The organism is Novosphingobium sp. GW835-FHT14H07 (assembly GCF_058793515.1).
Genome location: NZ_JBXAFX010000002.1, coordinates 42,217 through 68,081, shown reverse-complemented (window position 1 = coordinate 68,081; position 25,865 = coordinate 42,217). Strand labels below are relative to the sequence as shown.

General features: G+C 64.3%; 23 protein-coding genes. 6 read left to right on the top strand and 17 right to left on the bottom strand.

Annotation, left to right across the window (positions count from 1 at the left end):
- Positions 1-55 precede the first annotated feature (55 nt).
- The 5 genes from AC1Q5P_RS02290 to AC1Q5P_RS02270 all read right to left on the bottom strand — a co-directional run bounded on the left by AC1Q5P_RS02290 (position 56) and on the right by AC1Q5P_RS02270 (position 9,144).
- A complete protein-coding gene (locus AC1Q5P_RS02290) occupies positions 56-4,261 on the bottom strand; it encodes a translocation/assembly module TamB domain-containing protein (RefSeq protein ID WP_492518042.1) in 4,206 nt (1,401 codons plus the stop codon).
- A complete protein-coding gene (locus AC1Q5P_RS02285) occupies positions 4,261-6,492 on the bottom strand; it encodes an autotransporter assembly complex protein TamA (protein WP_492518041.1) in 2,232 nt (743 codons plus the stop codon). The genes AC1Q5P_RS02290 and AC1Q5P_RS02285 overlap by 1 nt, the downstream gene beginning before the upstream one ends.
- On the bottom strand, positions 6,461-7,327 hold the full coding sequence (locus AC1Q5P_RS02280; protein WP_039334179.1) for an arginyltransferase: 867 nt from the start codon (positions 7,325-7,327) through the stop codon (positions 6,461-6,463). Before AC1Q5P_RS02280 ends, AC1Q5P_RS02285 begins: the two co-directional genes overlap by 32 nt.
- A 217-nt stretch (positions 7,328-7,544) precedes the next feature.
- Positions 7,545-8,795 (bottom strand): threonine ammonia-lyase, encoded by a 1,251-nt coding sequence (locus AC1Q5P_RS02275; protein WP_039334181.1) that lies wholly within the window; start codon positions 8,793-8,795, stop codon positions 7,545-7,547.
- A 37-nt stretch (positions 8,796-8,832) separates the two neighbouring features.
- Positions 8,833-9,144 carry a VanZ family protein gene (locus tag AC1Q5P_RS02270; RefSeq protein WP_492518040.1) on the bottom strand — a complete coding sequence of 104 codons (312 nt, stop codon included), beginning with the start codon at positions 9,142-9,144 and terminating at the stop codon, positions 8,833-8,835.
- A gap of 170 nt (positions 9,145-9,314) precedes the next feature.
- On the opposite strand from AC1Q5P_RS02270, the gene AC1Q5P_RS02265 reads away from it, so the two are divergent.
- Both AC1Q5P_RS02265 and AC1Q5P_RS02260 read left to right on the top strand, forming a co-directional pair.
- Entirely contained in the window at positions 9,315-10,247 is a 933-nt protein-coding gene (locus AC1Q5P_RS02265; protein WP_052242354.1) for an NAD(P)-dependent oxidoreductase, read from the top strand.
- Positions 10,244-11,932, top strand: a complete 1,689-nt coding sequence (locus AC1Q5P_RS02260) for an amidohydrolase (RefSeq protein ID WP_492518039.1) — start codon at positions 10,244-10,246, stop codon at positions 11,930-11,932. The genes AC1Q5P_RS02265 and AC1Q5P_RS02260 overlap by 4 nt, the downstream gene beginning before the upstream one ends.
- A 151-nt stretch (positions 11,933-12,083) precedes the next feature.
- Here the strand turns inward: AC1Q5P_RS02260 and tatC are convergent, their stop codons facing one another.
- The 7 genes from tatC to AC1Q5P_RS02225 all read right to left on the bottom strand — a co-directional run bounded on the left by tatC (position 12,084) and on the right by AC1Q5P_RS02225 (position 16,802).
- Positions 12,084-12,902 carry a twin-arginine translocase subunit TatC gene (gene tatC, locus AC1Q5P_RS02255; protein WP_039334185.1) on the bottom strand — a complete coding sequence of 273 codons (819 nt, stop codon included), beginning with the start codon at positions 12,900-12,902 and terminating at the stop codon, positions 12,084-12,086.
- Positions 12,899-13,309, bottom strand: coding sequence for a Sec-independent protein translocase protein TatB (gene tatB / locus AC1Q5P_RS02250; RefSeq protein ID WP_039334187.1), 411 nt, complete (start codon positions 13,307-13,309; stop codon positions 12,899-12,901). The genes tatC and tatB overlap by 4 nt, the downstream gene beginning before the upstream one ends.
- 27 nt (positions 13,310-13,336) lie before the next feature.
- Positions 13,337-13,576, bottom strand: a complete 240-nt coding sequence (locus AC1Q5P_RS02245; protein WP_039334189.1) for a twin-arginine translocase TatA/TatE family subunit — start codon at positions 13,574-13,576, stop codon at positions 13,337-13,339.
- A gap of 66 nt (positions 13,577-13,642) precedes the next feature.
- Entirely contained in the window at positions 13,643-14,254 is a 612-nt protein-coding gene (gene scpB, locus AC1Q5P_RS02240) for an SMC-Scp complex subunit ScpB (protein ID WP_062347763.1), read from the bottom strand.
- The gene (locus AC1Q5P_RS02235; protein ID WP_492518038.1) at positions 14,251-15,048 is read right to left on the bottom strand and encodes a segregation and condensation protein A; all 798 of its coding nucleotides are present in this window, start codon (positions 15,046-15,048) and stop codon (positions 14,251-14,253) included. The genes scpB and AC1Q5P_RS02235 overlap by 4 nt, the downstream gene beginning before the upstream one ends.
- On the bottom strand, positions 15,048-16,064 hold the full coding sequence (gene nagZ / locus AC1Q5P_RS02230) for a beta-N-acetylhexosaminidase (RefSeq protein WP_492518037.1): 1,017 nt from the start codon (positions 16,062-16,064) through the stop codon (positions 15,048-15,050). Before nagZ ends, AC1Q5P_RS02235 begins: the two co-directional genes overlap by 1 nt.
- Before the next feature lie 87 nt (positions 16,065-16,151).
- Positions 16,152-16,802, bottom strand: a complete 651-nt coding sequence (locus tag AC1Q5P_RS02225; protein ID WP_492518036.1) for a TetR/AcrR family transcriptional regulator — start codon at positions 16,800-16,802, stop codon at positions 16,152-16,154.
- Between the two features lie 108 nt (positions 16,803-16,910).
- Between AC1Q5P_RS02225 and AC1Q5P_RS02220 the strand changes: the two genes are divergently transcribed.
- Positions 16,911-17,957, top strand: coding sequence for a Rieske 2Fe-2S domain-containing protein (locus AC1Q5P_RS02220; RefSeq protein ID WP_492518035.1), 1,047 nt, complete (start codon positions 16,911-16,913; stop codon positions 17,955-17,957).
- A 13-nt stretch (positions 17,958-17,970) separates the two neighbouring features.
- On the opposite strand, the gene AC1Q5P_RS02215 is transcribed toward AC1Q5P_RS02220, so the two are convergent.
- The 3 genes from AC1Q5P_RS02215 to AC1Q5P_RS02205 form a co-directional block, all read right to left on the bottom strand.
- On the bottom strand, positions 17,971-18,735 hold the full coding sequence (locus AC1Q5P_RS02215) for an SPOR domain-containing protein (protein WP_062347805.1): 765 nt from the start codon (positions 18,733-18,735) through the stop codon (positions 17,971-17,973).
- Positions 18,736-18,772: 37 nt separating this feature from the next.
- Positions 18,773-20,521 carry an arginine--tRNA ligase gene (gene argS, locus AC1Q5P_RS02210; RefSeq protein ID WP_492518034.1) on the bottom strand — a complete coding sequence of 583 codons (1,749 nt, stop codon included), beginning with the start codon at positions 20,519-20,521 and terminating at the stop codon, positions 18,773-18,775.
- 131 nt (positions 20,522-20,652) lie between these two features.
- Positions 20,653-21,315 (bottom strand): hypothetical protein, encoded by a 663-nt coding sequence (locus tag AC1Q5P_RS02205; protein ID WP_039334200.1) that lies wholly within the window; start codon positions 21,313-21,315, stop codon positions 20,653-20,655.
- 135 nt (positions 21,316-21,450) lie between these two features.
- Between AC1Q5P_RS02205 and ispH the strand changes: the two genes are divergently transcribed.
- Genes ispH through rnhA form a run of 3 tightly spaced genes read left to right on the top strand, consistent with a single transcriptional unit; the run spans position 21,451 to position 23,831 of the window.
- Entirely contained in the window at positions 21,451-22,419 is a 969-nt protein-coding gene (gene ispH / locus AC1Q5P_RS02200) for a 4-hydroxy-3-methylbut-2-enyl diphosphate reductase (protein ID WP_039334202.1), read from the top strand.
- A 12-nt stretch (positions 22,420-22,431) separates the two neighbouring features.
- Positions 22,432-23,403 carry a homoserine kinase gene (thrB, locus tag AC1Q5P_RS02195; RefSeq protein ID WP_492518033.1) on the top strand — a complete coding sequence of 324 codons (972 nt, stop codon included), beginning with the start codon at positions 22,432-22,434 and terminating at the stop codon, positions 23,401-23,403.
- Positions 23,400-23,831, top strand: coding sequence for a ribonuclease HI (gene rnhA / locus AC1Q5P_RS02190; RefSeq protein WP_039334207.1), 432 nt, complete (start codon positions 23,400-23,402; stop codon positions 23,829-23,831). The genes thrB and rnhA overlap by 4 nt, the downstream gene beginning before the upstream one ends.
- Positions 23,832-23,876: 45 nt before the next feature.
- Here rnhA and AC1Q5P_RS02185 read toward each other — a convergent pair whose 3' ends face one another.
- Positions 23,877-25,229 (bottom strand): lasso peptide biosynthesis B2 protein, encoded by a 1,353-nt coding sequence (locus AC1Q5P_RS02185; protein WP_492518032.1) that lies wholly within the window; start codon positions 25,227-25,229, stop codon positions 23,877-23,879.
- Positions 25,230-25,622: 393 nt separating this feature from the next.
- Positions 25,623-25,787, bottom strand: coding sequence for a hypothetical protein (locus AC1Q5P_RS02180; protein WP_492518031.1), 165 nt, complete (start codon positions 25,785-25,787; stop codon positions 25,623-25,625).
- Positions 25,788-25,865: the final 78 nt, after the last annotated feature.

Here is a 25,865-nt window from a genome sequence, read left to right as displayed (position 1 = left end):
AAGCAGAAAGCCGGAGGGGCCGCTCGCAAGAGTGGCCCCTTTCGCTTTTGCGCAATCAGTAGTCCTTGCTGACCTTGAGGTTGAGGCTTTCATCGCCAATCGTCGAAACCGTACCGAGCAGCGCAAGCCAGCGGGTTATGCGGAACTCGACGGAGGTCGCATTGTAGCCCGCGCCATCAGTCACGAGTTCGACGAAGAAGCGGCGCCCGATATATTTGCCCACGGCAATGCTGGTCCCCGATCCCACTGTCGGGTCCGCCCCGACGATGCGCAAGCGATCGAGACCGATCGCAGCACGCAGCTTGTTGATCGGATCGAGCCCGCCGCCGCCGCGCAGGCTGGCCAGGGCCGAAGCCAGCTGGACCGCTTCGGGCGCGGAGATCTGCGAAATCGAGCTGCCGAAGAGGATACGGCTGAGCAGTTCTTCCTCAGGCAGCGAGGGCGTTGAGGAGAATGCGATGATCGGCTTGTTACCGGTGCCGGTGATCGAAATCTTGGCGTTGATGTTGTTGGCATCGCCCTCGGCGACAATGTCCAGTTGCGGGTCGACCGGGACTTCGCCGGTAAAGCGTATGCGTCCGCGCGTCAGTTCAAAGCGCTTGCCGGCAAATTCGTAGCCGCCTCGCACCAGGTCGGCGGTGCCGATGATCTGCGGAGCGGCGGTCGTACCGCGCAGGCGAATATCGGCGCCCCACTCGCTTTCAAGGCCCAGACCCCGCACATCGATGCGGTTGGCGCCCGATGCGTCGATCAGAAAGCGCCACGGCGCTGCGGCGGCCCTGGCGGGCGCAGCATCGGCAGGGGCATTGATCTCGCGCGTGGCAATGACCGGCAGTTCCTGCACCGCGCTGGCCCGGCCCAGTGCCCAGCGCGCACTTTCGATCCTCACCCGGCCGGCGATGGTTCCGCCCACGCCATTGCTCACAATGCGCAAGGGGCCGGTCACGGTCGCGGCCATGTCATCGCGCGAGATCAGCTGTGCATTGCGAGCAGAGAGCTTGAGATCGATGGTCGGGCCATGTTCGGACAATTCCGCAAGCCCGATCGAGCCGCTCCCACTGACCCTGCCACCATTCGTGGTCACGCCGGAGAATCGGGCCAGTTGCAGGCGGGAATCGGTGAAGGTTCCTGCCAGTTCCACCTGCCGCAGATCGGTGCCGGTAAGCGTGCTCTGCACACGCAACCCTTTCGAGGCGACCGCGCCCTGCAGTACCGGAGCGGTGATGGAACCCGAGATATCGGCCCGCACGCCCAATGGCCCGGTAAGATCGAATATCTCCACGCCTGATAGGCGCCAGAGCGATTCTGCGGGACCGGAATAGCGCAGTTGCCCGGCAAGCCGTCCGCTTTCGAGCCGGTCCATGAAGCCTCCGCCGCGCGGCAGGCCGTTTACCACGGCCTGGAGCCGACCGCGAATGTCGTTGCCCTCGCGCAGCACGGTTCGCATCTGCAGGGCGTCGGGATCAAGCTTTGCGACAAGTGCCACATCGATGGGACGCGATGTGAGGACCAGCCCCGACCGCGACAGCCCCCGCACCATCAGCGCAGCATTGCCCGAAGGCGCACCCTGCCCGTCGTTGTTGTACTCGACGATGCCTGAGGCAACGCCGCCGAGGCCAAGGTCAGCCACGACAATGTCCGCCACCGAAAGCGGCATGCGCGAAAACAGAAGACGCAGCTGTGTAGGCCCGCCCAGAACATGGCCTTCGGCAATCAGGATGCCGCGCCCGAAGCCGATCTGGGTGGGCGACAGCCGCCAGCCCTCCCCCTCGCGCGTCAGGATCGCGCGGCGGGGCATTCTGACTTGCCGTCCGGCGTACTCCCCCGAGACGTAGGTCACGATCTGGTCGGGCGAGAAGGCCGCGGTCCCTTGCAGCGCGAATTGCGTACCTCTCCGGCCCGAGACCGAAGCGGTCACCGATCCGCTGCCGTCCTGCAGATAGGCAGAAGCGGCAAGTTTGCCGATAAAGACCTTGCCCATGCCAATGCCTTCGGCGAGCAGCGTGCCTTCGATGGTCGAGTGCCCATCCTTGATCAGGCCGGTTGCGTCAATCTTGGCATTGCCGATGGACAGCGGCCGCGCCCCGCCGAACCGGGCGTTGCGGGCGATGACATTGGCATCGAAGCCCTGACCGCCCTCACGCGGGCTAAGCAATACCATGCCGTTCAAGCCACCCCCTGCCAGCGCGATCTGACCCGCAACGCCATCTTTGCCGAGCGTCACACCGCCCGTCACGTCCGTCTGCCAGACGCGGAACTGCTGGATATCGATGCGGGTGCCCTGCCCCGGAGGCATGAACAGGCCCAGTGTCCCCGTAAACGGCCCCAGCGTGGAATCGCCCGCCGTCTCGATGCGGAAGCCGTCGGCAATGGGCGAGAGCGCCACGCGAACGTCCTTCAGTCCTGCTGCGGGAAGCGGGCTGGCGAATACCAGCACTGCATTCGGACCTTCGTTGGTCATCGCCGCCTGCACCGTGAAGGCGCCATAGTCGGCATGACGGCCACTACCGCGCAGCGATGCGGCACCACCGGGCAACACCTTGCCATCCAGCGCCATCTGCAGCTTGGCCGAGCTTATCCGTGCCTTGCGGAATGTGACGGGAATGCGCTCACCAAGAGCAAGTCCGCCAGTAAACCGCACGCCACCGCCCGTCAGCGACTGCAAGGTGGCGTTGTCGATCCGCGTCATGCGCCCGGCAAGGTTTGCCTGCAGGGTCCACGGCACGCCATTGCCGATCTTGAACAGGATCTTGGCCGTACCGTCGACCGCACCGAGGTTCTCGATCGCAAATCCTCGTGCCACCACCGGCCCCGCCAGAGCATAACCTCCGCGCGCCATGTCGCCGCTCAGGGCAAGGCGCGCGGCCAGGCCTTTCATCGTCAGCGCGAGGTTGTCTGAAGTGAGACGATTACCGGCGAAAACCAGGTCTCCATCTACGCGCGCACCGGGAAAGCGTGGATCGATCATTGCATTGCCAGTGACGACCCTTTGCGCGCTGACATTCAGCGGCAGGACAAACCGCTTGCCGTCCCATGCAGCCGTGCCGGACGAGCGCAGGCCCTGCGCATTAAGAGTGCCCAGCTTGAGCCGTTGCACCGCCACCTGATGTTCGATGGAGAGATCGGAGAACGCGCCGTTGAAAGTAGCATCGATCGCGACACCGGAAAGCTGCGGCGCAGTCATCAGCCGTTCGGGCCTGAGCACCAGTGCCCGCACCTTGAGATCCTCGGCTTCGTTGTTCGCAAGATCAAGCTTGCCCTCGGCCCTTACCTTGAAAGCATCGCCCGCCGCACGGAGCGTGCCGTCGAACGCCCTGTCAACAAAATTCCCGTCGTAAAGCAGCGATAGCGTTTGCCCGACTGCCTGCCCTGCCGTGCCCTTCAGCATCTTGCCCGGCCACACTTGGCCGCCAAGGCTGTAGGCACCAGCGCGATTTGCCAGCTGAAATGCGGCCAATCGTTCTTCACCGATGGTCGCATACGCTACGCCGTCCCAGCGCGTCCAGCCGCCCTTGCCGCCAACACGCACGCGAATGTCGCCATCGGCGCCCAACATCTTGGACATCATGCCATCGCGTGGCGCATCATAGGCGAGTTGGAGATCGAACTTGTTGCGATCGGGTTCGCTGTCCAGCCTGAAAACGACGCGATCGCCTGCGACCCGGCCGTTGACGTCCACGATGGCGTGGCCCCCGCGAATATCCGCCTTGGCAACAACGTCCACCCGGCGCTTCTGCCCTGCCATGGCCGGAGATACCGTCAGGTTGTCGATGACCAGTCTGTCGACGCGAATGTCGAAATTCGGGAGAATCGGCGCATCAGGGTCTTCGCTTGGTCGCAGGCGGGGCGCCCGGCGCAGTACGCCACGATGAAGGGCAAGCAACCGCACGTCGAGCCCCGTCCTGAGCCAGGCAAGCGGCCGCCAATCCAGCTCCGCCTCGGGCACTGTCAGGAAAACCCCTTCCGGATCGCTCACCCTGATGTCGCGCAGCTTCGCGGCTCCGTAGATGGACCCATCGATCCGGCCGATCTCGATCCGCAGGCCCGACCCCGGCGTGATCGCGGCAATGCGATCTGCCAGCAGACGGTGACCGAGCGAGGAGTCAAGGACCACCAGGGCAGCCAGCACAAGCGCGATGCCCGCCACGAACAGGATCGCCACCCGTCGCGCCGCGCCACGCACGAAGCGCGACCTGCGCGACCGCACCGGCCTTGCAGGCTCGGCTGCAGGCTGCTCTGGCTGAGGCACATCGTCCGCCATCAGAAAGCCTGACCCAGCGCGACATAGACGCCGATGCGACTGTCGCCCTTGGACGGGTTCAGCGGCGTTCCCAGATCGATGCGGATGGGTCCGAAGTTGGTTTCATAACGCAGGCCGATGCCCGCGCCGACCTTGATATCGCGCAGGCGCGGGGTCGTCGTGGTGTCCACCGCACCGGCATCGACGAACGGCACCAGGCTCACTGCGCCTCCCAGCAGCCCGGTCTTCACACGCGCCTCGAGCGAGAATTCGCTCAGGGCGCGGCCGCCGCTCGGCTCGCCTGCGGTGTCGCGCGGGCCGATCAGCTGATAGCCATACCCACGCACCGATCCACCACCGCCGGCATAGAACCGGCGCGACGGCGCGATGTTGGTGATGTCTGTGCCCAGAATCGTGCCGAACCGTACGCGGCCCGCCACGACCAGCTTCTCGCCTACCGGCTGGTAATAGCTCGCATCGAGCTGAGCCTTGCCATAACTCGACTTCACGCCGTTCTGCACCGAGATCTCCGGTGAGACGCGCAGACCCACGCGGAAACCCCGTGTGGGATCGAGCAGGTCATCGCTGCCGTCATAGGCTGCGCGCATCGGCAGTGCGCCGATGAAATAGGTCTTGCGCGCCTGGCGGGCGAGGATCGCCGCCGCATCGCGCTCGCCCGTGGCCAATATCTCGACCCCTGCCGAGAACACCCACGGCTTCTGGAACAGCAGCGTCTGCTGCCGCTCGATCCCGGCAGTGAACGAAACGGTGCGCGCCTCGAAGGCGCTGCTCGTCTGATTGCGCGCATAGAGATCGGCATTGAGCACGAGATCGCGCGTCAGGAAATTGTTGCGGCGGAAGGTGAGGCCGGCAAGCTGCTCCTGCGTGCCGGCAACTCCGCGCACGCGCACCATGCCTTCGGGCGGGAAGAAGTTGCGGTGCTCCCAGCTGGCCTCGACACGGAAGCCTTCACCGCTGGAGTAACCGATCAGCCCGGCTATGGTCCTCAGGGGTGCAGGGGTGAGCGTTACGTCGACATCGACCGTGCCTGGCGCTTGCCCGTCAGGCTTTGCCACCTCGCGTGCCTCGACGGTCAGCGAGGAAACAAGTCCGGTCGCCAGGATTGCCTGACGCAGATCGTCCACTTCCGAACGCTTGAAGCGATCGCCCGGATCGAATCGCGCGATCCGCTGCAGATGCCGCGCACTCAGGAAGCGGTCGCGCGAAGAGTTGATCTTGCCGAACTGATAGACCCCGCCCGGCGTTACCGGCACCGTCAGGTCGCCCTCGCGCCGTTCATGGTCGATCAGCAGGTCGGGATCGCCAAGCTTGGCGAAGGCGTAGCCTGTCTCGCCCAATGCCGTTTGCAACGAGAGGCGCTCGGCCACGATCCTGTCGCCATTGATCGCGTCCCCGGGCTGTATCTTGAAGGCCCCGCGCAAAGCCTCATAGTCCGGCCCGGTCGCGGAGAGATCGCCAAGCGCGATCTGGCCAACCTTGTATTGTGGGCCGGGTTGCACGTCGAAGCGCACGACCACCTTCTCGACATCGATCGGCCCTGTGGCTTCGCCCTCGGCGCGATCCTCGAGTCCCCCGAGGGTCTGGTAGATCTGCGCATCGTAATAGCCGTAAACGCGCATGACCTCGGCCAGCGTCTCGCGATCGGTTCTGGCGCGCCGGACGATCTGGGCAAGGTTGTCTTCATCGTCGTCGAAGGATTTGAGGCTCGAAAGTCCGGCGAACCGGTCGACGATGTCGCCCGCATCGGCAATGGCGTCCTTGCCGCTGGGAAACGCGACCTCCACCTGCTTGCCCACGCGCGAAACGTCGGCATCAGCCAGCCGGACGCTGGCCGCCACGTCACCCTCTTCCTGCCCGGGCAGGGCATCGACCGCCGCATCGGTGGACTGTTCGGCCACGTCGATATCGGGATCGGGCGTGAGCGGCTGGATATCGGGAATCTCGCTCCCGTCCGGCCACGGAATGGTCATGCCGGGAATATCCGGCATGGCAGTATCGGCCTCAATCTGCTCGATCACGGTCGCAGCCGGCGCGCCGGTGCGAGCAGCCTCGGTATCAAGCGCCCATGTATCCGCATTATCGAGGGCCGAGTCGGGGATCAGGGCCTCAAGCTCCTGATCCGCATCACGCGACTGTGCCAAGGCCTGCGTCGGCAGAGCAAGTAGCAAGACCGCCGCCAGAATGCGCGCGAGCGGGAGGTCAGGTGTGGGCGTAGCGCTCCTGCGCCCCATGAACCCCGTCCTTGAGGCTCCCTTCGATGCCGCTTCGCGGCAGATCGGCATCAGCGCCCTGCCGTGCAGTGACGGCGCGCTCGATGGCGCTGGCCTGTTCAGCAGGTTCGAACCGTTCCCAGCCATCGCGGCCCAGTTTCTCCATCGGGCGGAAGCGCACCTTGTATTGCATGCGCTCCGATCCTTCGACCCAGTAGCCGAGATAGACATACGGCAAGCCGACCTGGCCTGCTCGCTGGATATGGTCGAGGATGATGAAAGTGCCAAGCCCGGACCGCGTCTCGTGTTGTGGATCGTAGAAACTGTAGATCATCGAGAGACCATCGCCCTGCTCGTCGGTCAGACAGGCCCCTACCAGTCTGCCCTGCGAACCGTCGGTGGTCGGCTCCCTGTATTCGATGACGTAACTCTTGACCGGGGTGTGTTCCACCATGTCCGCGAAATCCATCTCGTCCATGGCGGCCATCCCCCCGCCCGGGTGACGCACGGCGAGATAACGCTGCAACAGCTCGAACTGTTCCGGAGTTGACCAAGGTTTGCACACACTTACGACAAGATCGCGGTTGCGCTTCCAGATCCGCTTCTGCGTTGATGAGGCCTGAAACGCATTGGCGACCACCCGCACCGAGATGCAGGCAGTGCATTCGACGCAGCTGGGGCGGTAGGCAACAGTCTGGCTGCGGCGGAATCCGATGCGGCCCAGCGCATCGTTCAGCTCGTCCGCGTTGGGGCCTTTGAGCTCGGTGAACACCTTTCGCTCGCTCCGCCCCGGCAGGTACGGACACGGCGCGGGGCTGGTGACGAAAAAGCGCGGGAAGCGAACGGGCGCGGTCACGGCGGGGCTTGTGCTCCTGAGGCCGGACTATCCGGCGTGTCAGCAACAAACATGCCTCAGCCAGGCAAATCCTAAAAGCCCGTTAACTACCTTTCATGCACAAATTCGCGCCATTTCCTGACCGGAATGGCGATTTGGCCATGGCCGACGGCACGAGTCCCTTCGCAGGACAGTCCTCGCCCCGAAGGTTAACGCCGAGCGAGGCGGCTTGGCTGTATCAGCCCAGCTCAACCTGCTCCAGATCGTAGCCCTTGGCACGCAGCCCTGCGACCAGCCTGTCGATCTGCTCACGGTCCCGCGCCTCGCACTCGATCTCAGCCGTCAGCCCCTTGGCGGGAAGCGAGGTGAAGATGCGCTGGTGCCAGACTTCGAGGATGTTGACCTGGTGCCGGTTGAACTCCTCGACCACCTTGAACAGTGCGCCTGGGCGATCCTGCAACGTGATGCGCAGGCGGCCAAGCCGGCCCGAGCGGGCCAGATCGCGCAGGAGCACATTGGCCAGCAGGCGCGTATCGATATTGCCGCCGCACAGCACGATGCCGACCTTGCGCCCGGCAAACCGCTTCTTGTGTGTCATCACGGCGGCCAGCCCGGCTGCGCCGGCACCTTCGACAACGGTCTTCTCGATCTGCAGCAGCACCGCAACCGCACTCTCCAGAGCGGCTTCGCTGACCAGCACGACATCATCGACGATGTTGGCGAGAACCTTCGAGGTAAACTCGCCCGGCTCCTTCACGGCAATGCCTTCAGCCAGCGTATCGCCACCGCAAGGCAGATCGAGATGCTTGAGCTTGGCATACATCGACGGGAACAGTTGCGCCTGAACGCCGACAAGCCCGATGCCCGGCTTTATGCCGCGCGCAGCGGTGCCCATGCCCGACAGCAAGCCACCGCCGCCGATCGGAACCACCAGCGTCTCGATCTCCGGCGCGTCTTCCAGCATTTCGAGCGCGACAGTGCCCTGCCCGGCTGCCACGCGCGGATCATCGAACGGGTGGACGAAGGTCAGGCCCAGTTCGCCTTCGAGCTTGCGCGCATGTGCATAGGCTTCATCGAAGGTTTCGCCCTCGAGAACGACCTTGCCCCCCACGGATTCGGTCTGCATCACCTTCACTGTCGGCGTCGTGCGCGGCATCACGATGGTAACGGGCATTCCCAGCCGCGTGCCATGATAGCTCAGGCCTTGGGCATGGTTCCCGGCCGACGCCGCGATCACCCCGCGCGACCGCTGCTCCTCGGTCAGCTGCAGCAGCGCATTGAGCGCGCCGCGCTCCTTGTAGGCGGCAGTGAACTGCAGGTTCTCGAACTTGAGCCAGATGTCGGCCCCGGTGATGTTGCTGAGCGTCTTGCTGTAAAGCGTGGGCGTCCGCACAACCTGACCCGAAATACGCTCCGCCGCGGCACGAACATCGGCGAGGGTCAGCAGGGAATCTCCCTGCATGGCGGGCTTGAGCGCTACGTTTTCCATGGCCGCGCCCTAACGGAAAGCGGCCCCCAAGAAAACCTCAAGCTTTACCGGATTCGGCGCGGGAGGCAGCGAACCAGCGAAAACCGGTCACCGGAACCATCGCCACAAGTATGGCCGCGCTATCCGCCACCCAGTCACGCCAGTCCGAGTCGCGGTGGAGGAACGGGATCAGTTGCACCACTTCGATGCCAGCCCCGACAACTGAAAGCCACAACGCAGCACGCAGCAACGATGCCCTCGGCCAGCCGACGCCAGCAAGCAGCGAGAGCGTGAAGAACGCCAGCATGTGCGCAAACTTGTCGCCCAGACTGTCGATCGGCAGGCTCGGAGGCTTGGGCAAGACAGCCATGATGAGCGCAAATGCGAAAGCCGGCCAGAACGCAAACCGTGCGACGCGGGAGGTAAGGTCGATCAAGCGCTGCATCGCCAACCGCTATGCTTTGCCCCTGTTCTGCAGGCAAGCGGCTACTGGCACGGAGCTACTGGCACTCGGCAGCAAACCGGATATGAATGCGCATCATGAGCGACCAGACACCAGCATCGACCGGGCCAGCAGCTGCCCCCGCAAACGTTTCCTTCCTTGGCCTTGGCGTAATGGGCGGCGCGATGGCGCGGCATCTCGGCAAGGCGGGACACACTCTCACGATCTACAACCGCACCACGGCGCGTGCCGAAGCCTGGGCGGCGGCCAATCCCGGTATTTCCGTCCGCATCGCCACCAGCCCTGCCGAAGCCGCTGACGGAGCCGATGCCGTCATCACTTGCGTCGGCAACGACGACGATCTTGCCGATGTCGTGCTCAGCCCTAACGGCGTGTTCTCGACGCTGAAGCGCGGCGCGCTTTACATCGATCACACCACGGTATCGGCCCGCATCGCCCGGCAGATCGCGGTCGAGGGCCGCGACAAGGAGCTGCTCTGCGTCGACGCCCCCGTGACCGGCGGCCAATCAGGCGCGGAAGCTGGCACCCTTGCCATCATGTGCGGCGGCAGCGCCAAGGCTGTCGATGCCGCGCGCCCGATCCTTGCTGCCTATGCCAAACGCGTCGTCCATGTCGGCAAGTCCGGTGCCGGGCAAACCGCGAAGATGGCCAACCAGATGTGCATTGCCGGCACGCTGGCCGGGCTGTCTGAAGCGATCCGCTTTGCCCAGATCGCCCATCTCGATCTCGACAAGGTCTTCGAGGCGATCTCGGGAGGAGCTGCGCAGTCCTGGCAGATGGACAACCGTTTCCACACCATGGCCAAGGACGAATTCGACTTCGGCTTCGCGGTCGACTGGATGCGCAAGGATCTCGGCCTGGCCATGGACGAGGCACGAAACCTTGGCGCCAGCGTGCCGGTAACAGCCTTGGTCGATCAGTTCTATGTCGACGTGCAGGCCATGGGCCATGGGCGTGAAGATACCTCGGCGCTTATCCGTCGCCTGCCGCGCCGGGCGAAGAAGGCATGAAGCGCTTCACCCTCGCTGCACTGCTTCTCGCCACCGCTCCAGCCGCCTATGCCGATACCCTGGTCGACAATGTGCGCGGCACGACAATCGGCGCCAATGGCCAGGTGGAGCAATTCACCGGCCTGCTGTTCGACAGCGCAGGCGTCGTCAAGCGCGTGATCCATACCGGCGAAAGGAAGCCTAAACCGCGCAAGGATTACCAGTACCACATCGATGGCAAGGGCCGCGTCATGCTCCCAGGCATGATCGATGCGCACGTTCACGTGATGGACATCGGCTTCGCCGCCTTGAGCCTCGATCTATCCGGCACCACCTCGCTTGCCGATGCGCTGAACCGCATCGCCAAGTTCAGCGCCGAGCACCCGGACCGTCCGTGGATCATCGGGCGCGGCTGGAATCAGGAAAGGTGGCAGCTTGGTCGTTTCCCCACCGCTGCCGAACTTGACGCGGTTACTGGCGGCAGGCCTGTCTGGCTCCAGCGCGTGGATGGTCACGCTGGCTGGGCCAACAGCGCGGCGCTCAAGGCTGCAGGTGTCACGGCTGCAACCAGGGACCCGGCGGGCGGGAGCATCGATCGTGCCCCCGATGGCTCCCCGCGCGGTGTGCTCGTCGATGCCGCGATGGAACTGATCGAGGCAAAGGTCCCGGCGCCTCGCCCCGAAGACCGCGATCTCGCGCTCGCCAATGCCCAGCAGATCCTGTTCAAGCGGGGTGTCACCGCCGTGGCCGACATGGGCACTGCAATCGAGGACTGGCAGGCCTATCGCCGCGCCGGCGATGCCAACAAGCTCTATGTCCGCATCATGGCCTATGCCCGCGGCACCGAGCAGATGGTTCTCATCGGCGGCCCCGGCCCCTCGCCTTGGCTTTATCAAGACCGGCTCCGGCTCAACGGCGTAAAGCTCTATGTCGATGGCGCCCTGGGATCGCGCGGTGCCTGGCTGAAAGCGCCCTATGCCGATGCGCCTGCCACGCGCGGGCTCCCGCAACTTAACCAGACCCAGCTCGGCAACCTGATGAGCCGCGCGGCGATGGACAACTTCCAGGTCGCGATCCACGCTATCGGCGATCAGGCCAATGCCACCGTCATCGGCGCAATCGCCGACCTTTCCGAGACCTACAAGGGCGATCGCCGCTGGCGCATCGAACATGCCCAGATCGTCGATCCGAACGACATCGCCCGTTTCGCGGCGAGCGGTGCCATCGCCTCGATGCAGCCGATTCACCAGACTTCTGACCGCGTGATGGCCGAAGCGAGGCTCGGTCCGGACCGCCTTGCCGGCGCCTATCCCTGGAAATCGCTCAAGTCCGCTGGCGTGCGTCTTGCCTTCGGGTCTGACGCGCCGGTCGAAGTGGCCGACCCTTGGTCGGGGATTGCCGCTGCTGTCAGTCGTCAGGGACCTGACGATCAGCCCGTGGGTGGCTGGCAGCCGCAGGAGCGCGTGACGCCCGCCGAAGCACTGGCGGCCTATACTGTCGATGCTGCCTATGCCGGATTTGCCGAAAGCCGGTTCGGCCGCCTTGCGCCCGGTCTTAGGGCAGACTTCGTGCTGATCGACACCGATCCACTCACCGCAAATCCTGCACAGCTCAGGGAGACGAAAGTCCTGGAAACGTGGATTGGCGGGGGCAAGGTCTGGTCGGCTGAAAAAGGGCCGGAAACCGAAACGCCTTCAAAGCGTTAGGGTCGCGACGCGGAAGGCTTGGGGGCGCTCTTTCCGGATGCTGCCCAACGGCTGCGTCGCGGAACCCGCCCTCTCACCTGAGGTTTCGCGAGCTTTGCGAGGCTCTGAGTTATAAGTACCGAAACGGGGGCCTGTGTGCCCCCGTTTCCTTTTACGGAAGAAGGGGTGGCGTCTCGCCAGCCGCAAGTGCAGCGGCTTCAGCTTCTTCCTCAGCCTTGCGCTTTGCATCGGCTTTTTCGGTGAAGCGCATGAGCAGCAGCGTTCCCTCGAACAGGATCAGCAGCGGAATCGCCAGCATCAGCTGAGAAACGACGTCAGGCGGCGTCGCCACCGTCGCCACGGCAAAGATCACCACGATCGCATAGCGCCGCGCCTTGACCAGCTGGTCGCGGCTGACGATCCCCGCGCGATTCAGCAACATCAGCAGCACAGGCAGCAGGAAACTGATCCCGAAGGCGAGGATGAACTGCATGACCAGACTGAGGTAATCGCCCGTTCCCGGCAGTGCCTCCAACTGCAGGCCGCCCTTGTTGCCCTCGAACCCGAGGAACCATTTGAACGCTGTCGGCATCACCACGAAGTAGGCAAGGCTCGCACCTGCGGTGAACAGCACCGGTGTCGCGAACAGGAAAGGCAGGAACGCCCGCTTCTCACGCGCATAGAGCCCCGGCGCGACGAACGCCCAGAGCTGGTTGGCGATCACCGGAAAGCTGACGAAGAACGCCGCGAACATCGAAACCTTCAGTTCCACGAAGAAGGCTTCGTAAAGCTTGGTATAGATCAGCTTGCCCTGCCCCGGCGGAAAGGCATGGACCAGCGGCTGCGCCAGCAGCGCAAAGATCTGGTCGGCAAAGTAGAAGCTGACCGCAAAGGCAATCGCCAGCGCATAGACACAGCGCAGCAGGCGCGTGCGCAACTCCAGCAGGTGGTCGAGCAGCGGGGCCTGCGTCTCGTCGATGTCCGAGATCATGGCAGCGGAGCTTCCGGTCTGGCGGTCTTTTCCTCAGGCGGCATCGGCCCGATCATCACCGGATCTGCGGCAGAGGGTGGCGCATCCGAAGGCAGAGGGTTCGGGAACGGATCGTTCTGGTCCTCTGCGGCAGCCACGGTCTGGCCTTGCGCTTCGGCGGCGGCTTCCTGAGCCGCAGTCTCGCGCATGATCCGCTCGTTCTGTTCCTTCCACTTGCGCTCCATCTCCTCCATTTCCGCCTCGCGGATCATGGTTTCGATGCCCGACTTGAAGTGGTTGGAAACGCGACGCATCTTCGCCACCCACCGCCCTGCGGTGCGCAGTGCCATAGGCAGGTCCTTCGGGCCGATCACGACGATCGCCACGATGACCAGCACCAGAAGTTCGGACGCGCCGATGTCGAACACGGCCCTGTCGCCTTGTCTTACAGCAGCTTACTGAGCCTGATCGGTCGAGGTCGGCGCAGGCGCCGGCGCCGGAGGCGGCACCTGCTGCTGCTGGATCTGCGCAGGCGGCGGCGTGACCGGCTTGTTGTCCTCGTCGTTCATGCCCTGCTTGAAGCTTTTGATGCCCTTGCCGAAATCGCCCATCATTTCGGAAATGCGACCACGGCCGAACAGGATCAGCACGACCAGCGCAAGCACGATCAGGTGCGGAAGGGAAAGACCACCCATGTCACTAACTCCTTTGCGTTCCCTAGATAGGGACCGCGCGCCCCACATGCCAGTTTTTCCGTCGCGTCAGTCGGCGTCTTCCCCGCCTGACGGATCAATCGCCCCCGTGTCCCCATCCTCGCCCCCCGTCAAGACGGCAAACGCCTCTTCGACCGGGTCGAGCAGCCCCGCAGCGCGCAATTCCTCGATTCCCGGCAGGTCGCGCCGCGAAGCCAGGCCGAAATGCGTGAGAAATTCTGGGGTCGTCGCATAGATCGTCGGCCTGCCAGGCACTTCGCGACGCCCGGCAATGCGAATCCAGCCAGCTTCCAGCAGCACGTCCAGCGTGCCCTTGGCCGTCTGTACGCCGCGAATCGCCTCGATCTCGGCGCGGCTGACGGGTTCATGGTAGGCAACGATCGCCAAGGCCTCGGTCGCCGCGCGCGACAGGCGGCGTGGCTCTTCCTTCTCGCGCCGCAACAGATGGGCAAGATCGGCCGCCGTCTGGAAGTGCCAGCGTCCGCCTCGTTCGACGAGATTGATCCCTCTTTCCGCATAGGCCTGCGTGAGCGACACCAGCGTATCGTCCACCGCTGCTCCGCCCAGATGCGCCGAGATTTCCAGCGCGGTCAGCGGCTGCTCTGCGGCAAACAGCGTAGCCTCCACCGCACGCTCGAGATCGCCCGCCCGCTCCGTCATGCCCGCGAAGCCCTTAGCATGACCGGCCCGAATGCCTCGTCCTGCGCAAGTTCGGCACGACCCTGCTTGGCCAGCTCAAGCGCGGCCAGGAAGCTTGAAGCCAATGCAGACTTGCGCAACGCGGGATCGGCATCCAGCGGGAGGAACGCCCGCAGATCGGTCCATTCCACCGCGATGCCCAGCATTTGCGAGACCCGTGCCAGAGCTGCATCCAGCGTCACGACGGCACGCTCGCGTACCATGTGGACGACCGGTTGGCTGCGCAGCTTGATCGCCCCATAGGCCTGGATCAACGAGAACAGATCGGACTTCCACAGCGCCTTGCGGTCAACGCGAAGGCCTTCAGGGCGCCCGCGCAGGAACACGTCGCGGCCGATGCGGTCCCGCCCCATAAGCCTCGCGCCTGCCTCGCGCATCGCGCCCAGACGCTGCAGCCGCAATTGCAGCTTGAGCGCCAGTTCTTCCGGACTCGGCTGCACTTCGGGATCGCGCGGCAGCAGCAGCAATGACTTGAGATAGGCCAGCCACGCCGCCATCACCAGATAATCGGCGGCAAGCTCCAGCTTCAGCGCCTTGGCACGATCGATGTAGTCGAGATACTGGGCGACCAGCTCAAGGATCGAGATGGTGCGCAGGTCAACCTTCTGCCGCCGCGCCAGTTCCAGCAGCAGGTCAAGCGGTCCCTCCCAGCCATCAAGCTCTAGATAGAGCGCCGCGTCGCCGGTTGGTGTAGTGGCAATGCCGTCCCACGCCTCATCTCCGTCAAACAGCGCGGGGGCGACATCGCCTGCCATCACACAAGTTCCAGCAGCCGGTCGCGCGTGGCGAGGAGTTCGACCTGGGCCGAAATGTCGGCAGGTCCATCGAACGCCGCCGTGCCCCGCAGGGCGCGCTCCAGCCGCTCCGCCGTCGTCGCACTCATCGGCTTGAGACCTTCAGCAATGCCGATCATGTCGTCCATCTTCGCCCAGCAATTGAGCGCAAGGTCGCACCCCGCCGCCTGCGCGCGCACGGCCCGTTCGGGGACAGTCCCACCAAGTGCCTGCATATCGAGATCATCGGTCAGCAGCAGGCCGTCAAAGCCGACGGCCTGGCGGATCACGGTTTCAATCACGTAAGGCGACAGCGTTGTCGGGTTTTCGGCATCCCATGCGGTGAAGCGCAAATGTCCGGTCATCGCGATCGGCGCATCCTTCAGCGCGCGGAACGGCGCGAGGTCCAGTTCCAGCTCCTCGGCACTCGCCGTAACAACCGGAGTTTCCTTGTGGCTGTCGACCATCGACCGGCCATGGCCGGGCATATGCTTGACCACGCCTGCAACGCCTGCCCGCGCCAGTCCGTCGAGCGTGGCCCGGCCAAGCGCGGCAACGCGCATCGGCTCGGCCCCCAACGCACGGTCGCCGATAACGTCATGCGCCCCGGGCTGGCGCACGTCGAGCAGCGGAAGGCAGTCCACGCTGATGCCCACTTCTGCCAGATCGAGCCCCAGCGCATGGGCGTTGGCCCGTGCCGCCTCGATCGCGCTGGCGGGCGCCACGTCGTAAAGCCGGTCAAAGCGTTCGCCCGGCGGGTAGGCCGCCCAGACCGGGGGTTTCATCCGCGCGACGCGCCCGCCTTCCTGATCGATGCAGATGAAGGTGCGGTCCCGCCCATGCAGTGCCCGCAACTCGTCGGTCAACGCGCGCACCTGCGCGCGACTTTCGACATTGCGCCCGAACAGGATATACCCCGCCGGATCCGCGTCGCGGAAAAAGGCGCGTTCGTCTTCAGTCAGGGTCAGGCCGGAAAGCCCGAAAATTGCAGGCAACATGGCAGCGAACTTGCGAGTTTCGAAGCCTTTGGCAAGAGTTCCAGCCGCGGCAATGGGGGATAATTGCGCCGTTTGCGACGTGATGCCTCAGGCCACTGGCGCAACCATGACCACCGGCGCAATCATGTGCGCGATGGCCGCTTCGATCCAGTGCGTGTCAGCAGGATCCGCGCCGGACATGGTCCGTATCAGATCGCCATTGCCAAATGTGACAAGGGCCGCACCGATCAGGCTGAAATAGGCGATTTCCGGCCTGCTCCCACCAAGATACCCTTTCAGCGAAAGCGCTGTGAACAAGGGGGCAAGCAGCTCCCACACCGGTGTTCCAAACGCCCCCACCAGCCATTTCTGTCGCTCTGAGTTCACCGAGAACTCCTGCAGCATCAGCCGCGTCAGGCGTGGCTCATCGGCGAAGGTGCGTAGGAAGCCGGGCAGGATGCGCCATGCCGTCGCAACCGGATCACCAAGGGCATCGCCCGCCAGCTGGTGCTGAAGATGAACTTCTCCAGTGCGCGCGAACGCCTCGACCACCTTTTGCCATAGCGAAAGCTTGGTCGGGAAATAATAGGCCAGGTGGCCCTGTTCGATCCCTGCCGCAGCCGCAATCGCCCGCGTGCTGGCAGCTGCAAAGCCGACTTCCGAGAAAACCCGCAACGCCGCTTCGAGCACGACACGCCTGTTCTCGTCACCGTCATAGCGGGACGGTTTCAACACGGGAGCGCGAGCTTGTCGGACCATCCGCATCGAATGGCCTGCCGCCGCGGATTTGGCAAGCCAAGTTTGTCACTTGACAAATATCCTTATCAACTGACAAACATCCGGCGGTGTTATTTCGGGAGAACAGCCATGTATCCGCTCAAGGTCGAGCAGCCCTATCCCCGCAACCAGTGGTGGGTTGCCGCCTACGGCAGCGAAATCGGGCGATCGCTGCTCATGCGCGAGATGCTGGGTGAGCGGGTTCTCCTGTACCGGACTGAGGCGGGCGATGCCGTAGCGCTCGGAGCGGTCTGCCCGCACCGCGCCTTTCCGCTGGAATTGGGGCGTCTGGTCGGCGATTCGGTACAGTGTGGCTATCACGGGTTCACCTTCGGAGCCGACGGGACATGCCAGCGCGTGCCCAGCCAGTCAGGCGTGCCCCAGAAATCGGCATTGCGTCGCTATCCCGTGATCGAGACTGGCGGGCTTGTCTGGGTGTGGACGGGCAATGCAGAGGCTGCGGATCAGCGCCTGCTTCCCGATCTTGGCGCGATCGGCCTGGGCCGGGCGGACTGGGCGGTCGAGCAGCACGCACCGGTCACCATTGCTGCCCGATATACCCTGCTGATCGAGAACCTGCTTGATTTGAGCCATGTGACCTTCATCCACGCCTCCACGATCCCCGGCGGTGAGAAAGTGGCCTCGATCCCGGTCAGCGTCGAAGAAAGCGACGCCGCCATAACCGTTGTTCGCAGGGGCGAGAACCTGCCGGACAACCCTTTGATCCGAAGACAGTTTCCGGACCAGGAAGGTCCCGTGCACCAGCACTTCGATGCGCAGTATCTCTCGCCTGCCCTGATCCGTACCGGGGGAGCGATGTCCGATGCGCTGACCGGTCGAACCTTGGGGACGCAGAACTACATCCACCTCATCACGCCCGTCTCGCCAACGCAGGTTCGGTATTTCGTCAACACCGCACGCGACTTTGCGACAGACAATCCGGCCCTGGGCGCAATGCAGATCGCCATGGGCGCACGCATACAGCCAGAGGATATTGCCGCGATCGAAGCGATCGAGACGGTGCTGCAATCAGGAGCAACGCTGCCGACCGAGATCAGCGCGCGGGTCGATAACGGCGCGTTGAAAGTACGGCGCAGACTGGAAGCGCAAATCAGGAAGGAGCTTTGCCCTTCCTGACGTCACCGCTGGTTCAGCGCTTCACCTGGCACTTCAGGCCATTGGCCTGCAACCGTGAACAGAGCGCGTTGGCCGAAGCCAGATCACCCGCCACCGCCTGAAGGCGGTAGACAGTGCCGATATCGGCCTTGCCCTCGATCACGCGGTGCGAGAGACCCTTCAAGGCTTCATGGTTGGCAATGAGCTTCTGCCAGCCCGCTTCCGCCGCTGCATTGGACGAGAAGGCGCCGACCTGCACGCCGACACCGCCGGTCGCAGCGGCCTGGTTCGGCTTCGGCGCAGAGGTCGCGCCGGCGCTCGGCTTGGCCGAAGGTGTTGGCGACAGGGCAGCTGCAGGGGCTGGCGCCGGGGTTGGCGAGGCGGAACCGGCAAGGTTGGCGACAGGCTTTTCCCCTTCGCTGACCTTGAAGCTGGAATCCCCGGTGCCTTCGAAAGTCTTGCCGCCGGGATCCTTTGGCGCGACCTTGTAGGGTTCACGGCTTGCCTCGATCAGGCTCCCGTCGGCCCCGGGAGGCCCTGCCGTGCGGTTGCTGGCGTACCAGATCCCGCCAACCAGCGCCGCAAGCACGACAAGGCCCATCACGGCAAAGCCGATCAGACGGCCATTGCCGCTGTCTTCGTCCTCACCATCGATATCGTCAGCGCTTTCGAGCCAGGGCAGGCGTTCCTCGTCGCCGAGCGCAAGCCGGTCCCCCGCGGGTTCCGCCATCTCGGCAGAGACGTCGAACGGCTTGCCCGGCTCTTCGTCCCACGAATTCTGCCCGTTTTCCCCGTTCATGCCAGACCCGTTCATGAGTGCCCTGCCCCGATTGACGTCAAAGTTCTTGCGCTGCCTCAACGCCCAATAGCGCAAGACCGTTACGAATTACCTGCCCGATTTGTTGGGCGAGGAAAAGGCGGGCTGCAGTCATTGCGGAGTCTTGTGCCACAATGAAGCGCTTCTCGGGCCGGTCGTTGCCGAGATTGTAGTAGGAGTGGAACGCCGAGGCGAGATCGTGGAGGAAGAAGGCGATGCGGTGCGGCTCACGCGCCACGGCAGCGGCTTCGACCGTGCGTGGGAATTGCGCGGCTTGTCTGACCAGTGCCAGCTCCTCCTCGCCCAGCAGCGAGAGATTTTCCCCTGACGGGGCAAAGCCTTCGTCGGCGCCCTTGCGAATGTTCCTGCAGATGCGCGCGTGGGCGTACTGCACGTAGAACACCGGGTTGTCCTTGCTGGCTTCGACCACCTTGTCGAAATCGAAGTCCATCTGCGCGTCGGGCTTGCGGGTGAGCATGGTGAAACGCACCACGTCCTTGCCGACCATCTCGACGACATCGGCCAGCGTGACGAAGTTGCCGGAACGCTTGGACATCTTGAAGGGCTGGCCGCCCTTCATCAACTGCACCATCTGCACCAGCTTGACCTCGAACGGCTTGGGCTCACCACCCTCCGCGCTGGTCAGCGCGGCAACCGCGGCCTTGATCCGCTTGACGGTGCCAGCATGGTCAGCGCCCCAGATATCCACGAGGGCATCAGCCGACTGCGCCTTCTGGAAGTGGTAGGCGAGGTCTGCGCCGAAGTAGGTCCAGGCGCCGTTCGACTTCTTGATCGGACGATCCTGATCGTCGCCGAACTTTGTCGAACGGAACAGCGGCAGCTCAACCGGCTCCCAGTCTTCCGGCGTCTTGCCCTTGGGCGCTTCGAGCAGGCCATCATAGACAAGATCGTGGGCGCGCAGCCACTGTTCGGCCGCGTCCACCTTGCCCGAAGCCTGAAGCTCCGCTTCGGATGAGAAAAGGTCATGGTGAATGCCGAGCGTGGCAAGATCGGCGCGGATCATGTCCATCATCGCGGCAACGGCGCGGGTGCGGAAGAGGATCAGCCAGTCAGCTTCGGGCGCACCGACGTACTTGTCGCCGAACTCGTCCGCGAGCGCCTTGCCCACGGGAACAAGATAGTCGCCGGGGTAGAGGCCTTCGGGGATTTCGATGCTTTCGCCCAGCGCCTCGCGGTAGCGCATGTGCACCGAGCGGGCGAGGACATCGACTTGTGCCCCTGCATCGTTGACGTAGTATTCCTTGATGACCTTGTGCCCGCTGAACACGAGCAGGTCCGCCAGCGCATCGCCGACCACCGCGCCACGGCAGTGGCCCATGTGCATCGGCCCGGTCGGATTGGCCGAGACGTACTCGACGTTGACGATCTTGCCGCCGCCCATGGCCGACCGACCATAATTCGCGCCTGCCGACGCGATCAGCGCGAGTTCACCGCGCCAGGCATCGTCGGTCAGCCGCAGGTTGATGAAGCCGGGCCCGGCAATCTCGGCCGAAACGACGCGCGGCTCCTTTTCAAGTTCGGCCACCAGCGCAGTCGCCAGCGCGCGCGGATTGGTGCCCGCGGGCTTGGCCAGCACCATCGCCGCGTTGGTCGCCAGATCCCCATGCGAAGGATCGCGCGGCGGCTCGCACGTCACCGCGCCTCGGTTCAGACCGGCAGGGAGGGTTCCTGCGGCTTCGAGCGCAGTCAGCGCGGTGTCGATTACCGAGGCGAAGTCGGCGTGGAGGTTGATCCGGGCGTCAGTCATGGGCGGGCGGTTAGCCCAATCACGGACAAAGCGAAAGGGCATCGATCTGCCTGCCCTTCACTCTGGCGAGTTGCCGCTCTGCCTGCGAGAGTTGCAGGTGAGTTGCCCCTCTGCCCCCGAGAGTTGGAGACTTACTTGCGGACGTTGTACTGGAGCTGCGCGTCGGTCAGCTGGAAGCCGACGAGCAGTTCGAAGTTGGCCTTGGAGAGAGCTGCCTTGACATCGGGCTGCGAAAGCGGATCGACTGCTGCGTCTTCGTCGCCCGCGCGCCGCTTGCGCGAGATGCGCTTGACGATGTCTTCCGGAAGCGATGCCTCGGCCTTGTCCACATCGGCTCCGGCCTGCGCCCGACCCGTAGCGCGATCCTGCCCGTCGGCGAAATCGATCACGACCTTGCCCACGCGCTTTGCCACGACGATGTTGCCGCCGCGCACGACAGTGGAGAAATAGGGCAGTTCGACGCGGCGTGCGCCGACCTTGCTCGACCGACGGGCCAGCACGTCAAAGCTGGCGACAGAGTGGAGCTTCGAACCGTCGGTGCACTGGGCGCGCAGGTTGGTAATCGTCGCCTCGATATCGATCGCCGCCGAATCGGTGCGAGACGGATCGCTGAAAACGGTGACGTCGCCGGTGTAATCAGGGATGCCCACGCGCGGACAAGGATCGCGCAGCGCCGTGACGCCCACCGCGTCATCAACGACAAGCTCGCCCTTCTTGCCGCCGCAGGCCGAAAGCGCGAGGGCTGCCACGAGCGGGGCGCCCAGAATTGCGATACGGCGGGCACTTGCGTTCATGGGCACTCGATCCTCGATACTTGCAGCGTCTGATCGACCGGAAACCGAACTCCGGCCAACATTTCGGCCACCTCTACCCACCGCAGCCGCTTTCGGCAATGGCGGTACGCCGCGCTTGCTGCTAAGGGCCGCAGGATGAACGCCAGCTTGCCAGACGTCGCTGCCGAAACGGCTCCATTACGCCTTCTCATTGCTGCTCCGCGCGGCTTCTGCGCCGGGGTCGACCGGGCGATAGAGATCGTCGAACGCGCGCTGCAGCGCTATGGCGCGCCGGTCTATGTCCGGCACGAGATCGTGCATAACCGCTTCGTCGTGGACGGCCTGAAGGCCAAGGGCGCGATCTTCGTGGAGGAACTGGATCAGGTCCCGGATGGCGCGCCGGTGGTGTTCTCGGCGCATGGCGTGCCCAAGGTCGTGCCGCAGGATGCGACCGCGCGCGGGCTCGACTGGCTCGATGCCACTTGCCCACTCGTGTCCAAGGTCCACCGCCAAGCCGAGCGCCAGGTCGAGGCCGGGCGCCACATCCTGTTCGTCGGCCACAAGGGTCATCCCGAAGTGATCGGCACGATGGGCCAGGTCCCCGAAGGTTCGATCTCGCTGGTCGAGACCGTGGATGACGTCGCCAAGCTGTCATTCCCGGCCGACGCGCCGCTTGCGTTCCTGACGCAGACGACCCTTTCGGTGGACGATACTGCCGAAATCGTGGCGGCGCTGCGTGCGAAGTTCCCGCAGATCGCCGGGCCAAAGGCCGAAGATATCTGCTATGCCACTTCGAACCGGCAGGAAGCGGTCAAGGCCATTGCCGGGGAATGCGACCTGCTGCTGGTGATCGGTGCTCCGAACAGCTCAAATTCGCTGCGTCTGGTCGAGGTGGCCGAGCGCATGGGCACGCGTTCGCGCCTGATCCAGCGCGCGAACGAGATCGATCCCGAATGGCTCGAAGGCGTGAACACGCTGGGGCTCACCGCGGGGGCCTCCGCGCCCGAAGTGCTGGTGCGGGAAGTGGTGGCGAAGATCGGAGAGCTGCGCCCCATCTCGGAAGAGACGGTGACCACCGCCGAGGAAAAGATGGTGTTCAAGCTGCCGCGCCAGCTGCTCGACTAAGGCGCAAGCAACATGGCGGTCTATACCCAGATCGGCGCGGAAGAGATGGCCGCGCTTGTCAACGAATTCGACGTGGGCGCACTGGTCTCGGCCAAGGGCATCGCCGAGGGCGTCTCGAACTCCAACTGGTTGCTGGAAACGACGGGCCGGGATGGCAGCGGTGCGCGCTTCATCCTGACGATGTACGAGTTCCGCATCGAGCTGGAGGACCTGCCCTACTTCCTCTCGCTGCTCGATCACCTGGCTGCAAAGGGCTGCCCGGTGCCGCGCACCATCCACGATCGCGAGGGGGCGCTGTTCCGCAGGCGGGGCGAAAAGGCGCTGGCGCTGATTGAATTCCTCCCCGGCGTTTCGGTGAGCGAACCGACGGTGGGACAGGCCCGAGCGGTAGGTGCTGCGCTGGCGCAGATGCATCAGGCGTCGGCGGACTTTGTCGGCACGCGTGCGAACGGGATGGGCCTCGCCGAATGGCAGCGGCTGTTTGATGCCTGCGGACCCGAAGGGCTGGCCGCGATCGATCCCGAACTGGCCGGGCTGGTTGCCGAGCACATGCCGAAGATCGCTGCAGGCTGGCCGCAGGACCTGCCGTGTGCGGTCATCCACGCCGACCTGTTTCCCGACAACGTGCTGATGCTGGGCGACAAGGTTACCGGGCTGATCGACTTCTATTTCGCCTGCAACGACCTGATGGCCTACGACGTCGCGGTGACGCATGCGGCGTGGTGCTTCGACGCGACGGGCCGGAACTTCAGCACCGAGCTCTCGGCAGCACTGCTCGATGGGTACGAGGCGGTACGGCCACTGTCGGCGAAGGAGCGGGCTGCCCTGCCCCTGCTGGCGCAAGCGGCGGCAATGCGCTTCACTTCGAGCCGCGCCTACGACTGGCTCAATACACCCGCCGACGCGCTGGTGGTGCGCAAGGACCCGATGGCATTCGCCCGGCGCTTGCAGTTCTATGCGGCGAACCCGGGGGTATTCGCGTGAAGCACGTCGAGATCTTCACCGACGGCGCGTGCAAGGGCAATCCCGGCAAGGGTGGCTGGGGCGCGCTGCTGCGCATGGGCGAGCACGAGAAGGAAATGGCCGGCTCTGAAAAGGAGACGACCAACAACCGCATGGAGCTGATGGGCGCGATCATGGCGCTGCAGGCCTTGAAACAGCCGTGCCGGGTGACACTCCATACCGACAGCAAATACGTGCTCGACGGCATCACCAAGTGGGTGTTCGGCTGGCAGAAGAAGGGCTGGAAGACGGCCGACAACAAGCCGGTCAAGAACGAAGACCTGTGGCGCGCGCTGGTGGAAGCAGTGCGTCCGCACAAGGTGGAATGGGTCTGGGTAAAGGGGCACGACGGCCACCCCGAGAACGAGCGGGTCGACAAGCTGGCAAGCGACGCGGCAGTGGCGGCCTGACGGCGGCTGTCGCCGCCAAGGCGACTGACAGCATACGCAGACTTGCTATCGACAGGCCGTTGCCGGAATGAAGCATCCGACTTCACGGATCTGAGGCGCTGGAGGGTAGCCCGTCACGGGGAGGCCCGCCGCCTCGAGCCAGGCATGAGCCATGAACTTCCGGTCCGTGTCCCGGCCTGAGCCCAGATGCAGGACCGACGGAATATGCCGGCGACGGAGCATGGCGTGGCCCGCCAGTGCCTGCTGAAGGCAGACCGCCCGGAACGGCACCCATCGGGCAACGGTTTCAAGCGTTCGCCCGATCCGGGCTGCGGTGTCTGCATTCGCCGAGGGTGCCACAGAAACTGCCGCGATGGCGCGAGGGTCGTCCGGTGCCACAAGGTCGCCGAGGTGTTCCGCCACCTTGCGAAACGGCATGACCATCAAGATCAGGCGGGCAAGGGCAAGACAAAGAACGGCTTCGAGCACCAGGCCTGATGCGCGGACAGGCTTGCCTGTCCTTTCCCATTTATCCCGCAGTATTGCGAGAGCAGATCGGCGGCGTACTGGCGCCGCCGTTTCCAGCCATCGATCGAGCGTTGCAGCGAGCGGCCTGACCTGCGCCCCATATCGACCGGCCAGATTTGCGATGATCCAGTTCCCGTTGCCATTGCCTTCCAGAAATACTGGTCCCATCGGTGTCAGGACGATATCCCAATGAATCGCGGGAACGGCAGGAACAGTCGACATCGCGAGAAGCGCGTCCCGAACCGCTTCGGCAAAGAACGGGACCCTCCTGCCCGAGATGCGAGGTCCATCCACCTCCCGGAAATCCAGCATCGTGTCGGGGCTTTCGAGCACGACTCCGCCTTTGGCAATGCCGGTGTCCGGATCGATCGGAGCGTAAATCTGGCCGTTCAGGAAGTTCCGAGGCTTGAACCCGGGGCGAGGCAGTATCAGCAAGGCAGAGTCCAACTGTGGCGGGCCAGCGGGAATGCGCGACGTTGCCAGACGCAGGACTGGCGCGCGGCCGCGCCATGACAGATCGGCGAGGCCATCAGCGGACACCAGCCGGTCCTGCACGATCAACTCGTGCCCTGCGCTCAATTGCGTCAGGTGGTCACTCAGCCTGCCAGCATCGACATCGAGGCCATCGATCTGCCAACGATCGCCGCTTCGGGTGATCGCCGATACGTTGCGACCGCCAGAACCATAACGGGGTTTGAGGACCAGCCCGGTCGGCCCGATGACGCGCGCCAGTTCTTCGATGCACAGCGGATTGCGTACCGTGTGCGTACCCGGCACACACACGCCGGCCGCTTTCAGGCGCTCGGCCAGCGCCTGCTTGTCTGAAAGAAGCGCCTGTCCGTCGGGACAGCCAAGTTCTCGCACCAGCAATGCTGCGGAGCGTGCCGACATGAGGGGAGCGCGACGATACAGCCGCCGCCAAACAAAAGCGTCGACAGGGTCGGCGCCTGTCAGAAGGCAATCCCGGTAAAGCGAAAGGAATGCGCGAAGTTCCAGCCTTCGCAAACGCGCAAAGCGTGCTGCCCGAACCAAAGTCGCAATGGGCCAGGCAATGCGATTTGCGCAGAACAGAACGGGACGCAGAACAACCGGAAACCTGCCGTACCACTTGGCCGACGCCCACTGGCGACATCGACCGACGTCACGATCGGCGCAACGTCCCCAGCCAAGCCCGTCAAAAGGGAGGCTTCGCCAGACACTCATCCCTTGAGGACTCTGTAGGGACGCGGCTTTCCGGGTGCTGAGGATACCCAGCGCACACGCCCCATCAGTGATGGCTCGACTTCAGGAACCTGTCTTGAGGAACGGCGTACCTTCGATGCCCGAAGTGCCGCCGCCCGCGGTCAGTGCGCTGATGTCTGCATCTTCGATGCGCGGTGACTGCCAAGCCTTGCGAGCGGGGGCCTGAACTTCTTCACCAGCTTCGATCGTTAACTTTTGGTTAGGCATAAGGAGACCTCCAAACTCTTTCACGCAACGCATAGCAGTGCAGAAATTATGTGATTAGATCAATGATTGTTTTGGATT